Origin of the sequence: Shewanella saliphila, from assembly GCF_014648295.1 — a bacterium.
GTDB classification, from domain to species: Bacteria; Pseudomonadota; Gammaproteobacteria; order Enterobacterales; family Shewanellaceae; genus Shewanella; species Shewanella saliphila.
Genome location: NZ_BMQV01000012.1, coordinates 33853 through 49712, shown reverse-complemented (window position 1 = coordinate 49712; position 15860 = coordinate 33853). Strand labels below are relative to the sequence as shown.

Here is a 15860-nt window from a genome sequence, read left to right as displayed (position 1 = left end):
TATCAAGCTGTAATCATAAGTTAATATCAGCCGGCGACAGTATCAGCCACTATTGGGAGAACTTGTTTTTGAATGTGAAAAAAACATTAGCGGCTGTTATGTCACCACAGTTTCGAATTTTTTTGGTTATTTGGCTTATCGGATGTGTATTAACAGGTGGCGCTTATTTTATTACCGACAGCTATTATAAAAAGATATTAATTGAGCGTACAGAAATACATATTGAGCAAGCCGTTGAGTTAGTTAAAACACGGTTTAAAAAATATGAGTATGGTTTACTCAGTACTCGAAGCTCAATTCTTACTTCTGAAAACGGTGATATTAACCGACAACACTTTGAGCGTTATATTGCATCGTTGGATCTGGCTAAATACTTTACCGGCGCCAGAGGGTTTGGCTTTATCAGGCGGGTTTCGGTAGCGCAGGAAGATGATTTTGTCGCTGCCGCTCGCAGTGATGGCGCTGCTGATTTTAAGGTGCGCACACTCACGCCACATAATAAAGATCGCTTTATTGTGCAATATATTTACCCAGAACTGAGCAACGATGAATCAATAGGCCTAGATATTGCTTCAGAAAGTAACCGAAGATCCGCTGCAGTAGCAGCCTCTATTCGCGGTGAGGCTACACTCAGCGCACCTATCACTCTTGTTCAAGAAGAAGGTAAAGAGCGGCGCGGTTTTTTAATTCTTTTACCTATTTACAGTACCCCTTTTGTAAATAATCAAGTTGAAAAAAGGCTGCAATCGACTATTGGCTGGGCTTATGCCCCGCTTGTCGTTGATGATGTGTTATTTGATCTTGCACCATCATTTTCTGAGATTGACCTTACCATTGCTGATAAAGCCGAAAAAGATTCTTTTTTTGAATCTCTTCATGGCCAAAATCAAATTGATAACAATTCTGAATCAGTTATTTATCGTGAAATTGAGTTCATGGGTAGGAGTTGGGTTATTTCTGCTAAAGCAGTAAAAAATGTTGAAAATGGCCTCTTATCTTATTCGCCGATTTGGTTCCTATTTCTATTTTTGCTGATGACGAGTTTGGCTTATTTTATTTCAGTTATATTGGCGGCAAAATATATAGAAAAACGTCCCGAAACGGAGCAACAAAAGAATGTCTCTCCTAGCGTATTTTTTTCACGCCGAGGGTTTATTAATGCATTTAAAGGCTACTTGTTCATTATGATGAGTATTCTGGCTTTTAGTGGTTATTTGTATGTTGAACAGGAGTTTAATTCAGTCTCGACTTTGTTAGTAGATCATGCGCAGTACAGCAAAGAGCTGATCGACAACCATGAACAAAATTACAGAGAAGGCTTAACTTTTTTAAAGTCTACCCCCATTCTCAAGGCTGTTATAAATGCAGGGCCGATGACGCCGCAATCTCCATTTGAATTAAGCCGTTGGAAAGAGGTTTTAGCTGATATCTTTAAAGCTTATATGCAATCTCAGTCTGAAATATACCAGATCCGGCTCATTAGTGCTGAGGGGCAAGGTAAGGAAATTGTTCGTGTGGAAAGAAAAGGTGGGGAGACCTTTGTTACTCCTGAAGATGATTTGCAAGCTAAAGGGAATAGAGACTATTTTGTCAATACGGTGAATATACAGAACGGTGAAATATATACATCAAGTATCGAGCCAAACATTGAAAACGGAGAAATAGAGCTCCCTATTAAGTTAACTCGTCGTTATTCAACCCCTCTTTTTTATCCTGATGGAACGATTTTTGCCATTATTGTCATTAATGTAGAAGCTAAACCTTTACTGCAAGAGATTAACCATTTACCTAAAGATGGTGAAATAATCTATATTCTTGATGAAGAGCAAAGGTTTATACTCGCAAATCATTCATCAATGGTTCATGATTCTTTTTTTGAGCAAGGCTATTCGTGGGAAGATGCTTTTCAACGAACCGCAAATATTTTTAGCGCATTAAATAATAGTCTTAGTACTTGGGACGGCAACAAGGGATCACTGTTAAGTGCCGAAACAGTTATCTCCCCTAATCAAGGTGATACCACAGGACGATTAATTGTTAGATCCACATTTTTTACGGCAGAAATTTATAAAAGTGCATTGATATTATTGTTAAAACAGATGCTTATATTTCTCGCATTTTCCATTTTAGCGCTCATGCTGTTTTATTATTCTTGGGCCAATAATACTCGTATGATTATTGCTTCCCAGGTTAAAAAAGAGCTCAACGCCCAAAAACAAAAAGATAATATGTTCGAAAGCCTCACCGAGTTATCTCCAGAGGCCATGGTCATTATAGACACAACAGGTGTGATCGTTTTAATTAACTCCCAGGCAGAAAAGCTATTTGGTTATAGCCGTGAACAGTTAGTCGGTGAGAAAATTAATATGTTGGTGCCGGTATCGGTTGCAGGCAAACATGACAGCTATGTGGATGGTTACGTTAACAAACCGCGCACGCGCCCTATGGGAATGGCGAATGATCTCTTTAGCCGCCATGCAGACGGTTCGGAGTTTCCTGTTGAAGTGAGTTTAAGTCCAATTCAGTTGGATGATAAATTACTTATCGCTTCCTCTATCCGCAATATATCTGAACGTAAACAAATTGAAAAAACATTAACAAATGCCATTGAAAAAGCCAAGAGTGCCAGCAAGGCCAAAACAGCATTTTTGGCGAACATGAGCCATGAAATTCGCACGCCACTTAATGCCGTTATCGGATTAACACATCTTCTCAAAGGGAATGATTTAACCACTGAGCAGCTAAGTTTGGTAAGTAATATTCAACTGGCAGGACGTTCACTACTTGGTATTGTTAATGACATCTTAGACTTAAGTAAAATTGAAGCGAATGAGATGAAGGTGGTATTAGAGCCTTGTAATCTGCAGCATTTACTTGATGAAATTTTCAGTGTTTTCTTAAACCAAGCGAATCAAAAGCACATTACACTTAACTTACAAGTTGAATCCGATTTAACGCCTGTGGTGCTTACTGACAAAAAATTATTACAACAGATCATAACTAATTTATTGAGTAACGCTATTAAATTTACCCGTGAAGGCAGCGTGACTTTAAACGTGACGCGTCAGACATCAGACAAGTTATTGCCCAATCAGGAATTAGTGCGTTTTACCATTGAAGATACTGGTATCGGGATTTCTCCTAAGCAGCAAAACAAAATATTCCAACCTTTTAATCAGGCCGATGATGGTATTAATCGTCGTTTTGACGGAACAGGGCTTGGCTTGTCGATTGTGAGCAACTTAAGTGAATTATTAGGTGGCGAAGTCGGCGTCGCGAGTGAGCTGGGTAAAGGCAGTCGATTCTGGTTTGAGGTGCCATTTACCGAAATTAATCAGGATGACGGTTTTATTACTGACTCAATCATTGAAGCACTGAATATATGGGTGCTAGGTGACGCTGAAAAAGATAACTGCATCTTGAAAATTGGTACGTCATTAGGCTGGCGGGTATTTTGTGGCTCAACCGTGGAGCAGTTTAGGCAGGAGTTACAACAACGGTTATACAATCCAAAAACATTGCCAGATGTTGTCGTGATTGATTGGGAACAATATCACCAAGATTGTCTACCGCTACTTGATGAAATATTTAAGCTACCTGATTGGCCACAAGTCCCTGTTATTATCGTGTGCGCGGCTGATCAGCAAAAGATTATTGAACAACTTGATAGCGAGCTAATAAAAGGAATATTGCTTCATCCTGTACAACCCGCGGAGCTCTTTAGTTTGGTCAATAAAGTCCTAATTGACCAAACGGGTGATACCAGCCGCGTACTCGCGTCAACCAAAATGGAAGCGATTAAAGCGAAGTGGTTACCCGGAGTCAACATATTAGTCGTTGATGATAACCAGATGAACCTTGACGTGGTTGAGCAAATATTAACTAATAATGGTGCTTTAGTGACAACGGCCAACAGTGGTGCTAAAGCCATTGATGCGTTAAAAGATGTCAGTAATGATTATGATGTCGTGCTCATGGATGTGCAAATGCCCGAAATGGATGGCTTGGAGACGACCAGCGTTATACGCCAACAATTAAATATTAAGCAGCTGCCTATCATCGCTTTAACTGCGGGTACGCTAACGGATGAAAAAAATCGAGCGCTTAATATCGGAATGAATGCTTTTTTGAGTAAACCTATTGAGCCCGGGCAGTTGATTTTATGTCTTCGCAAGCAGATAGAACATTACCGCGAAAAGGCCGTAATGATTGAGCATATTGACGGAGGGAAAAGCGCGCCAGACTGGCCGGTGATAACGGGTATCACCAATAGCGTCGACTTATTTCAAGGAAATTTAAATCTATTTGAATTTGCTTTACGGCGTTTGTTTGAGGAACATGGTGATTTTGAACGTTTAATCCCTGCTGAGTTCCCTTTTCATGAAGATGAGAAACGACTTGAGTTAGCTGCTGAACTTCATAAATTACGCGGTAGTTCGGGGATGGTGGGTGCGAAAGCAATGTACAATTTGACGTCTCAAGCTGAAATCAGTTTGCGCAAAGGTGAGCATGATGAACAAGCCGATTTATTACTCAATATTATTCGCGGTTTAAAAGAATTACGGATCAATAGCCAACAATTTTTAGAGCAGCAGTCGCAAGTGAAATCGCAAGCAAACCAAAGCGTTGAACCTCTTGCTGATAAGATGGCGCAATCTGAGGTTGAAAAGCTGATTTTAGCTTTAGAAACCAATGATCTTTCTGCGAGTGAAACCGTCGAAAATAACGCGGCAAGTATAATGGCATTGATGGGGCAAGAGGCATTTACAACATTTAATGAGCAAGTACAAATGCTTAATTATGCTAAAGCGCTGGAAATACTAGAAAAAAGCATAATGACAGACAAGCAGTAAACTCAAACCGCGTGGATTCTTTAACGGCCAATAGATGTGCATGCATACGCTTATTTGCTTATGCATGGTGCACTTTTCTTTCATTTATTTTTACACCGCTATTAACGCTAAACTTGAGTGTAAGCCTTATTCGTTTTGGTCAACAGCTTTGGCTATGACGATTTCAATGTGTGTAAAATACTGCAATCTTTTATCTGATGGTTTTGACAGCAAGAGGCTAGTGCGGCGAGTGATTGTTCTAATAATGCCAGTTCTCGCTGAGTTTGCTGAATACGCGCGAGCTGCTGGGCAATGATGTTGTCGACTAAGGCACATGAAGATTTAGGATCTTGCTGTGTATCCACAAGGCGCTTGATGTCATCTAATGCAATATTCAACTCTCGACATCGTCTAATAAACGTTAATGTTTCAATGTCTTTAGCTTGATAAAACCGATAGCCATTATTGGTTCGATTGGGCGCGGATAATAAGCCAATCTGCTCATAATAACGAATAGTTTTAACCGATACTTGTGCAATCGATGCCAATTCACTTATTTTCAACTTGACCTTCCAGTAACTGTAACCTTTAAGCTCAATGATATCATTTTTAGATCATGTGTTGTTATAAGGAAGTTGTATGTTTAGCTATTGTGCTACGGCATCGTTGTTTTTGTCGCTAAGTGTTGTGGGGATGAGTCACGCAAGTGATGAGAGCCATTCGGTTAATACGGTTGAGCAACACGCCTCAGCCTCTCATGATGAGCCTCATGCGGATGCTGATCATCATGATGACGAACATGAACATGAACATGAACATGAAGAAGCAATGGAAACCATTGTGATACAAGCTACTCGTTCAGGGCGAATTGCCGATGAACAGCCTATTCGAGTCGAAGTGATTAACCGCGAAGAAATTGAAGAAAAAGCGGCAATGAGACCGGGTAATATTTCGATGCTGGTGGCTGAAACTGGCGGAGTGAGATTACAAACCACCTCGCCAGCGCTTGGCAGTGCCAATATTCGCTTACAAGGTTTGTATGGCCGCTATACCCAATTACTGGCTGATGGCTTACCGCTGTATGGTAATCAGGCTGCATCGATTGGTTTGTTACAAGTACCGCCAACCGATTTAAGCCGCGTTGAAATTATTAAAGGCTCTGCATCATCGCTTTATGGTGGCTCAGCACTGGGTGGGGTGATTAACCTTGTTTCGCGTCGTCCTGGTGATGAGCTCAGTGGTGAAGTGTTGGTTAATGCCACAACCCGCAATGGCCAGGATGTGACTACCTATATTGAGTCACCACTTGGCGAGAACCTAAAAGGGTCGGTAACGGCTGGCGCCCATTATCAAGACGAGCAAGATATCGATGGCGATGGCTGGATCGATCTGGCAGGGTATGAGCGCTATACCGTGCGGCCTCGATTATTTTGGGAAGGCGAAGCTGGGCAAACATTGTATGTGACCAGTGGCTTTATGACTGAAGATCGCACTGGCGGGACTCTCGGTGATAATACGGTTGCTGATGGTACAACGTTTGAGCAATCACAAGACTCAGAAAGACTTGATGGCGGCCTGGTGTTTACCATGCCGTTATTAGACACCTTAACCATGACCACTCGCGGCTCGGCGATGGTACAAGATCATGTGCATGTTTACGGTACTGATATTGAAGAAGATACGCACGAGAGTTATTTATTTGAAAACAGCATCGCAGGTTACACCGACAACAGTGATTGGGTGGTGGGTTTAGCGTACCAATCTGAAGTCTTTGCTTCAGATACCTTTCCTGAATTTGATTACTCTTATGACGTACCGGGTGCATTTGCCCAGCTTGATTATGAGTTAACCGATCAAATCACCACTTCTTACAGTGCTCGTATTGATGATCATAGTGAATATGGCACCCAATTTAGCCCAAGAGTGTCGGTGCTTTACCGTCCAAATGAGTTAACCATTAGAGGTTCTTACGGGCAGGGATATTTTGCTCCGACACCGTTTGTTGAAGAGATTGAAGCGGCTGGGTTATCTCGTTTAGCGCCAATTGAAGACTTAAAAGAAGAGCGCGCTAAAACGGCGTCGCTTGATTTTACTTATCGTTTTGACGATGTCGAAACCAGTTTGACCTTGTTTGGTTCGAATGTGGATAACGTCACCACGCTAGAGTCTTTTTCTACCAACAACAGCGGCACACTAGATGCGGTGAGATTAGTGAATGCATCTGGCGAAAGCCAAATTCGCGGCTCTGAAGTATTGCTGCGTTACTATCTGGGCGACATTAAACTCACGGCAAGCTATTTATACTTAGATGCAACCGAGGAGTCACCTGAAGGAACTGGGCGACGAGATATTGCCTTAACCCCAGAACACTCTGGCGGTTTTGTGGCAATGTGGGAGCAGCATGGCAACTTTAGAGCCGGTTTTGAGGCCTATTACACTGGCACGCAGCGCGTGAATGATAATCCTTATATTGATGAAACCAATCCCTATTGGCATTTAGGCTTAATGGGTGAGATTACAGTGGGCAGCGTCAGTTGGTTTATTAATTTAGAAAACCTACTCGATGTGAAGCAAACCGACGAGCACCCAATGTTATTACCTAGTCGCGCGCCTAGTGGCCAATGGACCACTGATATTTGGTCGCGTAACGATGGGTTTATTGCGAACGCTGGCGTTAGAATTAAATTTGGTCATTAACTTAACCTTAAGCTGTTTTTGATTGCCGTTTTGCGTAATTATTCTTTACCAATTTCAATTTCTGCCGTGGGTAATAAGGTTTGATACGCGTCGGCTAACGCTTGTTTAGCTTCATCATCGCCATGAACGATGCGAATGTGCTTAGGTTTGTGGTGCATGCGTTTTACAAAGTTGATGAGGTTGTGTTGGTCGGCGTGGGCAGAGTAGCCGCTAATGGTATGGATAACGGCTTTAATGTCTATTTTTTGTTCATTAATATACACATAACCGCCTTGTGGGCCATATTGTTGTATGTCTCGGCCAGTGGTGCCTTGGGCTTGATAGCCGACAAATAATACGTCGGTAGTGGCCTTGGGTAAAAAGCGGCTAAGATAATTGCTAATTCGGCCACCGGTGCACATGCCCGATGCGGCAATGATGATGGCGGGTTTATTGACTGAATCTAAATAGTTAATGACCGCTAAGTGATCTTGATGGCTGTCGATGGTGGTGAGTTGTGCAAAATCGAGTGGATGACGGCCTTGTGACAGTTTTCGTTTGGCCTCTTTGTCCCACAAATCCTTAAATGCACGGTACTGTTGAGTAAAGTTGGCCGCCATAGGGGAGTCGACAATAATGTCGATATTTTGCCACATGGGGTTGTGTTGATTGCGATAAATGATGTGCTCAAACTCGTATAACAACTCCTGTGTACGACCAATACTAAAAGCAGGAATGAGCACGACGCCATTATCGTTAACTGCTTTTTCAATGATCCCTTTGAGTTGTTTGCTGCGATCTTTACGGCCCTGATGGTTTTTATCGCCGTAGGTTGACTCAATCACTAAGGTATCTGCTCTGTACGGACTTTTTGGGCTCGCCAGCAATGGGGCATAGGTTGCGCCTAAGTCACCTGAAAATACCACTCTATGCTTGTAGCTTGGTCCTTTAAGGTCAAGCTCAACATAAGCCGAGCCTAAAATATGCCCCGCAGGTTTAAACTTAAGCTTAATTTGCTTAACAGGTTGAGTCGCATTGCTGCTGAGGTTTATCGGCAATGAAACCCACTGGTTATAGTCTACCGGCACAATGAGTTTATTGAGCTGGTTTAAACAGGCCTGGATCAGCTTTTGGTCGCGAGTCACGCCCACTTTTAATGCATCTTCAATTACCAAAGGCAATAACGACGCCGTTGCGGTTGTGGCGTAAATCGGTTGGTTAAAACCGGCTGCGAGTAGGTAGGGGATCCGGCCAACATGATCGATATGACAATGCGTGACGATTAACGCTTTGATGTTGTCGATGTTAAAGTCTATTTGCAGTTGGTTTGCAGAGTTTTTACCTGCAGTTTCTGCTCCTTGAAATAACCCGCAATCAATAAGATAACTGCTTGGAAGTTGTGGGTTGATATCGAGCTGATGACACGAGCCCGTTACCCCATTAACTGCGCCATGGTGGATAATCTGCATATTAATCCTTTAATTGAATGAGTCCCTCGTTAACTTAGCAGTAGAGTAGTGATTTAGCGATAACAAGCGCTTACAAACTAAGTCGACGATTTTGAGTTAATCCCTTGTGTGTTGTGGTCGTTATTATCCTGTTGTTGATATAATCGGCTTAATTTTTGTTTCTACCCGATGGAATACCAATGTTAGTGTTTAACTGTACTAAAGCGGCGGCGGAGTTTTTTAGTGTGACTCGCAAAGGTGAAGCGTTGTCTTGCTTAAAGGCCGCACCGCATAAAACCATTGCCGAGTCAGTGGCTACGCCTGATTTCCCCACAGATGTTGAATCACATGAACACGATGGTACTCAATGGCATTGGGTGGTGCACTGTGTCACCGTTAAACGCAAAAAATATTTATTAGTGATGGATTATGTTAGCCGCTATTGCATAACGTTTTTGGCGACAAAAAAGGGTGATGAAATCGATTTTCTCAATATGTTTGAGAAAATGATGGTGTCGAACTTTATGTTTTTAGCCAATAAAAAAGGCGTGGACAGTGTCGAGGCCGATTTAGCATTAGCACGATATCACGATAAATTTACTACCTGTGCATTTCATCCGCGAGGCGATCGCAGCGTGCAAGGGCATTTAAACGAGGTTGCTTGGCACTTGGAGCAACACTGCTATGAAGACGGAATGCTATTAATGCCCAATGAGTTTATTGATTTTAGCGTCTTTATGGGTAAATTTCCTCGAAATGCAAAAGGGCGCAGTAGCCACTTTTTTGCTAATGATGTGTTTATCGATAGCTGGTTACACGATCTTGATTTTGAAGACGGCCCGGTAGACACCACTAACCTAGTTTACCTCAGCGATTATAGAAAATAGACACAGTTATTTGATTAATAACCCACTAAAAATAATTAACTGGCCTATTAAAATTGATTTATTACAAGCTGGTTTTTACAAACAAAAGGACGTGCAATGAAAGTTTTTTCTCTGGTGTTAACCAGTTTAGCCATAGCTGTTTCGGGCATGGCGCACGGCGCCGAAATTGACGCCAAGCATATTGAGCGAATTGGCCCGGTGACACAAGCCTCTGCCACGACATTATCTAAAAGTGCTCAGGCCGATGCATTACGTGCCAATGTAGTGGCCAAACTCATCCAAGAGCATACAGCCAGTAAGGTAAAAGTATTTAATCAAACGCTTTCATGGCAATCCGGTACATCGAAAGCCGAAGGCGAGGGCTGGTTAGCCTACCGTTTGCCAGTTTCTACACAGCGCTTTACGCAAGGTACATTAACCGTTAAAGGCCTTGAGAACCCGCAGGTATATCTTAACGGTCAGCTAGTAAAATCAGCCGACAAGGTCGAGCTTGAATTCGCCAACGGTGATTATCAACTCATGTTGCTCGCGGATGGCTTACAAAAAGACGTGTCTTTTAGTCTGGACTGGCAAGGTAAAAGCGATGTTGATGAGCTCGATTTCAGCGCGCAAAAATCACAACGTGTATCGGCAGAGCAGCTTTTTGACTCAAAGGTCATCAACAATTTAACCTTATCGCCAAATGGTAAATACTTACTGCAATCAACCATTGAGTATCAAGCCGCCCAGGGCGATAAGCCGCTCCAAGTGACAGAGCTGCGCAAATTGCCAGACAACAGCGTGATTTATCGCTGGCAAGATAGCCGCCCGAGCAGTGCGGTATGGTCTGATGATTCAAAACACCTCGCGTTTGTGGCGAATAAACAAATTCAATTATTCAATGTCGCTGATTTAAGCATCGATATTGCCGCCACTGAGCTTGAAAATGTGTCTGGCTTGCAGTGGTTTGGCGATAGCTTATTGTTTAGTTGGGAAAAGCCGTTTAAGGCCGATGACAAAGCCACTTCAAAGCGTTTTCAAGCATTAGAAGAGCGCTGGAGCTATTGGCGTAACAACAGTCAGCTTTATCAATTAGATGTGGCCTCCGGTTTTATTCGTCAGCTTACCGACAGCAACATCACCAGTTCACTGTTAGACAGCAACGCCGATAAAGGCACTTTATTGCTGACTCGATCACCTGTGGATTACAAAGCACCGGCTCATAGTATCACTCAGCTAATTGAACTTAATGTTGCGAATTTAAGCGAAACCATGTTCGGTGAATACCGCAGTTTTAGTGGTGCGTTATATGCTGATGATGGCATGTACATTACCGCCGGCCCGCGCTTTATGAATGGCGTTGGCATGCAAAACCCCGATATTGAAGTTAATGATTATGATGGCCAGCTATATTGGCGTGATGCAAAGGGCAATGTCACAGCATTAAGCAAAGACTTTGACCCCGCTATTGGCAGCATGACCAAGCTTGAAAATGATGATTTACTGCTTAAAGTGACCGAGGGCGATCGCTCACCCCTTTATGTATTTGATAAGCGCAAAAAACGATTTAACCGCATCGACACTGGTGTTGATATGGTTGATGGTTTTAGTGTGACAACCAAGAAATCAAAACCTTTGTTAGTGGTTGCAGGCACCTCGGCCACTGCGCCGCAAAAAGCCTACAGCATGTCGCTTAACTCAAGCCGTAAACAAGTGTTATTTGACAGCCAAAAGCAACACTATGCCGAAACGCGTTTCGGTAACATTGAAGATTTTGATTTTACCAACAAGCATGGCCACAACATCGACGGCCGCGTGTATTTTCCTGCCGACTTTGATGCCAACAAAAAGTACCCTGCATTGGTGTACTACTATGGCGGCACGTCACCGGTTGGGCGTCACTTTACTGGGCGCTGGCCATTTAACTTGTGGGCCGCGCAAGGGTATGTGGTGTATGTATTGCAACCTAATGGCGCAACCGGTTATGGCCAGGCCTTTAGCGGACGCCATGTTAATGCCTGGGGCAAGTACAGCGCAGATGATATTATTGAAGGTACTAAAGCATTCTTGAATGCCCACAGTTATGTTGATGCAACACGCGTGGGTAATATGGGCGCATCTTACGGCGGCTTTATGACCATGTATTTGGCTACGCAAACTGATATTTTTGCCGCGTCGATGTCACATGCCGGGATCAGTAATCTGTCAGCGTATTGGGGACATGGCTGGTGGGGCTATGGGTATTCTGGTGTGGCGAGTCGTGGCAGTTTCCCGTGGAATAACCCTGAGCTTTATGTCGAGCAAAGCCCACTTTATCATGCTGACAACATCACTACGCCATTATTACTCATTCATGGTAATGCCGATACCAACGTGCCAGTGGGCGAAAGCCATTACATGTACACCGCGCTTAAGTTGTTGGGTAAAGAGGTCGAGCTGGTGGAGTTTAATGACCAAGACCATCACATCAACACTCGCCAGGCGCGTTTTGACTGGTGGAATACCACCATGGCCTGGTTTGATATGAAACTTAAAGACGAGCCACAATGGTGGAATAGCCTTTACCCTGAAACGGCTGACAAGTAGTCGTTAATCTAGGCTTTCTTATAACAGCCCCGTAATGTCGGGGCTGTTATGTTTCTATTCGCTTAAGATAGTGTTACCGATTTTATTGCAGAATGGCATTATCCTTAAACATACACCTAGCATTTAATATTGATGTTAATGTTGGCTATAATATCGAAAATAGAAATAACTCACTTTATGGTGATTAAGTGTATGCTTATTTACACGCGATTATCATCATTCTATTTAAGGCTATGATAATTATGTTTTTATCTCTCAGAAAATCTAGCTTGAGTGTTTATTATGTCTAATCAAAAACACAATACGGATGACAAAAAAACGGTCACTAAAGGTGTATCTGGCAGCTTTAATAACTACCAGGATGCGCATGCGATAGTACCAGAGCAAGCAAAGGAAAATGACGCGCTAGCAGAGCAAACGGTTAATCAGGGACTGTCAAATATTGTCATCACTGAGCAACTTGATGAGCAACATGAAGCGGCAGATTTTACCGAAGTGAGTGTTGAGCTTGAAATCATCGATCCAGAGGTATTATGTCGCAGGGATAAGATAGTTTATATTTTATACTTAAAACGCGGTTTGAACGCAGCAGACTTACTTCACTATCTCACTTCCTCTTTGCCATTTCCTATAGAAGTGATTATCAGCGATATAAAATCTTTAAAATCACCTGATGCATTCAAAACACATAAACGCCGTGTGAAAGAAAGCTTAATTAACACTCGTGAGCGTAAAATAGCATTGAAGCTTCAAGGCGTTCGTGCCATTAACGCTGCAATGGAACAATCGGTGAAATTTGATAGTGATATGCTAGTCAGCTTATCCATTCGGTACGATTACACTCCAAAACAAGTTGTAGATGAAATCCTCAAATATAAAAAGCTTTCTACACAAGTCGCAATTAATAAAGGTAAAAACGATAGCGCTCCTTTAATCCGCGCATTAATAAAATACGCAAAGCTAAATATAAAGTATTGATAGTATTCTATAGATATATACCCAAACAACCTGAAGATGCTCGATTTCAGCAAGAATTTACACGCGTTTAGGCAAGGCATTGATTGCGGGTAATGGTTATTCCCTTTCCAAAATCAATAACGCAGCATAAACGCGTGTAAAACTTACCCTTTGGGAGTTTCACCGAGCTTCCAATACGTTGTTACGTTAACTTATAAGGTACCTAGATTACCGCATTAACGCGCCTAGTATTGAAAACACGGTGAAGCTCTGAAACACGGATCTTCAAGTTGATTGGGTATAGAAGCGTACTTAAACTCTCGCTGAGTCATCACTTATTAACGCACAATGATATTAGGGATACACTTGGTTTCGGCCTAACGTTTTAGCTTGATACAAACATTTGTCGGCAGTGTTGATCAGCTCGTCGATACTTTGATCGTCGCTCAGTTGTGAAATGCCGATACTGATGGTGGTTTTGATTTGTTGTGATAGAAAATTAACCGTATGTTGCTCAACGCTGCTGCGGATTTTTTCAGCAATGATGCTCGCTTGCTCTGCCGAGGTTTGCGGCAGAATAATTAAAAACTCTTCTCCGCCCCAACGGGCGACACAATCTTGTTGTCGAACTTGTTCTTTAAAGAGGGCTGATAATTCAGTCAGCACCATGTCTCCACCATTGTGGCCGTATTTATCATTAACCAATTTAAAGTGGTCTAAATCGCACAATAATACCGATAACGGTTCATTATTACGCTGCAACCTTGATTTTTCTTGTTCTAAAATGGCGGCGGCGTTGCGTCTGTTGGCTAATTTGGTGAGTGGATCGCGCATGGCCAGTTCTTGGTATTGTCTGCTGAGCTCAAGTGCATTTATGTAGGATTGCATTCTGGAGTATTCATACAGGGCAGATAAAAATGACATGGTTAAAAACGACAAGATAAGTCGCAAGGTGTAACTGTTACTGTATTGCGCATGTTCAATGATGTGTTGTGGTAAAAAGATGATGATGCAAATAATCATTATAAAGATGAATAGGTTAAATAATCCTTTGCGAAGCCCTAATACATAAACAGACACTGGCGCGACAATAAAAATCCATAAGGGACCTGTGTGCTCGACTCCACCGCTAAAAACGAGGTAAAACATTAATAAATAAAGCGAATAAATGACCAGTGTCGAGCCGATTTTGAGCTCGAATTTATTGACAGAAAAAAACGCGATTAAATAAATTGTGCTGGCGACAAACAAGACAACAGAGAGCGTGGTGTTTTGACCAAATAGGCTGAGCAATCCCATCAAAAAGGTAATAGACATACCAACCAACGAAAACAAGGCGATAATCCGAGCTTGTTGCTGCTCGCCGTTGCTGTTTTTGTGTTGTTTGATGAATGCACGCAATGATTAACCCTTTAAGTATGATAGAACTCAAAGTCGACTTAGAAATGAGTCAAGTTACTCGTAAATAGCCCAAATGATAACGCTATGTGTTATCTGTTCAGGTTGCCACAAAACGGCGATTTATCCAATGTAATTTGCATGTAATTGGTATGCCTAACAGATAAAGCGGATGATTAAGATGTCCAATTGAAAGGGTAAAAACTAATATTGGTGTGAATTCATGCCATTGATTGAGTCGATTGTATTGTGAGCAGTCTGACAGATAATACTAAGCGATCTAACCATCAAATTAGGTTATTTACAGATAGAACAACATAACTTTCAGGCAATTAATTGCCTGAAAGTTATGTTGTTGAGCAATTATGAGTATTTATTGCGTATTAATGCTCATTTAACCAAGGAAGAAGGGCATTAATGGTTTGGGTGATGGTATTGGCAGAATCCGCCTGGTAACCGTATGTACGAATACCAAAAATCACTGTCATCAACTGTGCAGCATAAGCTTTAGCCTGTTCGTTGCTATAAAGGCGGCTGAGGTATTCGGTATAGATTTTTTCTATGTTGGACAATTGCATCGATGCAAACTGGTATAAGGTATTACCTTGTGAAGCTAATTCAAGTTGTGTTTTGATCAAAAAGCAGCCGCAATAATCGCAAGATTTTGATTGCTCGACTAAATCAGCCAATATTTGCTTGATACCCTCGTTAACGTTTTCGGTATCGGCCATTTTTTGGTGAATGGCACCGATTGAAGCTGTGGCATAGCGCGCTAATGCTTCCTGAAACAGCTTCTCTTTACTTTCAAACTCATGATAAATGCTGCCAGGTTTTAACCCTGTGGCTTTAGTGATTTGCTGGATGCTCGATGCGGCATAACCTTGTTGCCAAAATAAACTAATAACGTTGTCTAAGACGTCTTCTCGCTGATAATTTTTCTTTGCCATTTCAGCCACCCTCGTTGATACCACTGACACTATAATTCGCATGATATCATTGTTTGAATGACTGTTCAAAAAGCAGCTTGTGTATCTCTTTCAAAATGATGAACATAATGCATGTTACATAAACTCATTTGGGGTTAACTTTAAAAAGAA

General features: G+C 42.1%; 9 protein-coding genes. 5 read left to right on the top strand and 4 right to left on the bottom strand.

What is annotated here, in order from left to right; genetic code table 11:
* Positions 1-98 precede the first annotated feature (98 nt).
* A complete protein-coding gene (locus IEY48_RS07945) occupies positions 99-4853 on the top strand; it encodes a CHASE domain-containing protein (protein WP_268244297.1) in 4755 nt (1584 codons plus the stop codon).
* A 152-nt stretch (positions 4854-5005) separates the two neighbouring features.
* On the opposite strand, the gene IEY48_RS07940 is transcribed toward IEY48_RS07945, so the two are convergent.
* Positions 5006-5395, bottom strand: coding sequence for a Cd(II)/Pb(II)-responsive transcriptional regulator (locus IEY48_RS07940; RefSeq protein ID WP_188919048.1), 390 nt, complete (start codon positions 5393-5395; stop codon positions 5006-5008).
* 76 nt (positions 5396-5471) lie between these two features.
* On the opposite strand from IEY48_RS07940, the gene IEY48_RS07935 reads away from it, so the two are divergent.
* A complete protein-coding gene (locus IEY48_RS07935; protein ID WP_188919047.1) occupies positions 5472-7529 on the top strand; it encodes a TonB-dependent receptor plug domain-containing protein in 2058 nt (685 codons plus the stop codon).
* 38 nt (positions 7530-7567) lie between these two features.
* Here the strand turns inward: IEY48_RS07935 and IEY48_RS07930 are convergent, their stop codons facing one another.
* Positions 7568-8977, bottom strand: a complete 1410-nt coding sequence (locus IEY48_RS07930) for an MBL fold metallo-hydrolase RNA specificity domain-containing protein (protein WP_188919045.1) — start codon at positions 8975-8977, stop codon at positions 7568-7570.
* A 179-nt stretch (positions 8978-9156) separates the two neighbouring features.
* Here IEY48_RS07930 and IEY48_RS07925 point away from each other — a divergent pair, with 179 nt between their 5' ends.
* From IEY48_RS07925 to IEY48_RS07915, 3 genes are all read left to right on the top strand, one after another.
* Positions 9157-9843, top strand: a complete 687-nt coding sequence (locus IEY48_RS07925) for a DUF6933 domain-containing protein (RefSeq protein WP_188919043.1) — start codon at positions 9157-9159, stop codon at positions 9841-9843.
* A gap of 96 nt (positions 9844-9939) precedes the next feature.
* On the top strand, positions 9940-12408 hold the full coding sequence (locus IEY48_RS07920) for an alpha/beta hydrolase family protein (RefSeq protein ID WP_188919041.1): 2469 nt from the start codon (positions 9940-9942) through the stop codon (positions 12406-12408).
* 282 nt (positions 12409-12690) lie between these two features.
* Positions 12691-13386: a hypothetical protein gene (locus IEY48_RS07915; protein ID WP_188919039.1), complete on the top strand. Its 696-nt coding sequence runs from the start codon at positions 12691-12693 to the stop codon at positions 13384-13386.
* A gap of 333 nt (positions 13387-13719) precedes the next feature.
* Here the strand turns inward: IEY48_RS07915 and IEY48_RS07910 are convergent, their stop codons facing one another.
* Together IEY48_RS07910 and IEY48_RS07905 are read right to left on the bottom strand one after the other, a co-directional pair.
* Complete coding sequence (locus IEY48_RS07910) at positions 13720-14766, bottom strand: GGDEF domain-containing protein (RefSeq protein ID WP_229786363.1); 1047 nt, start codon at positions 14764-14766, stop codon at positions 13720-13722.
* Positions 14767-15146: 380 nt separating this feature from the next.
* Positions 15147-15710 (bottom strand): TetR/AcrR family transcriptional regulator, encoded by a 564-nt coding sequence (locus tag IEY48_RS07905; RefSeq protein ID WP_188919037.1) that lies wholly within the window; start codon positions 15708-15710, stop codon positions 15147-15149.
* Between the last annotated feature and the right edge of the window lie 150 nt (positions 15711-15860).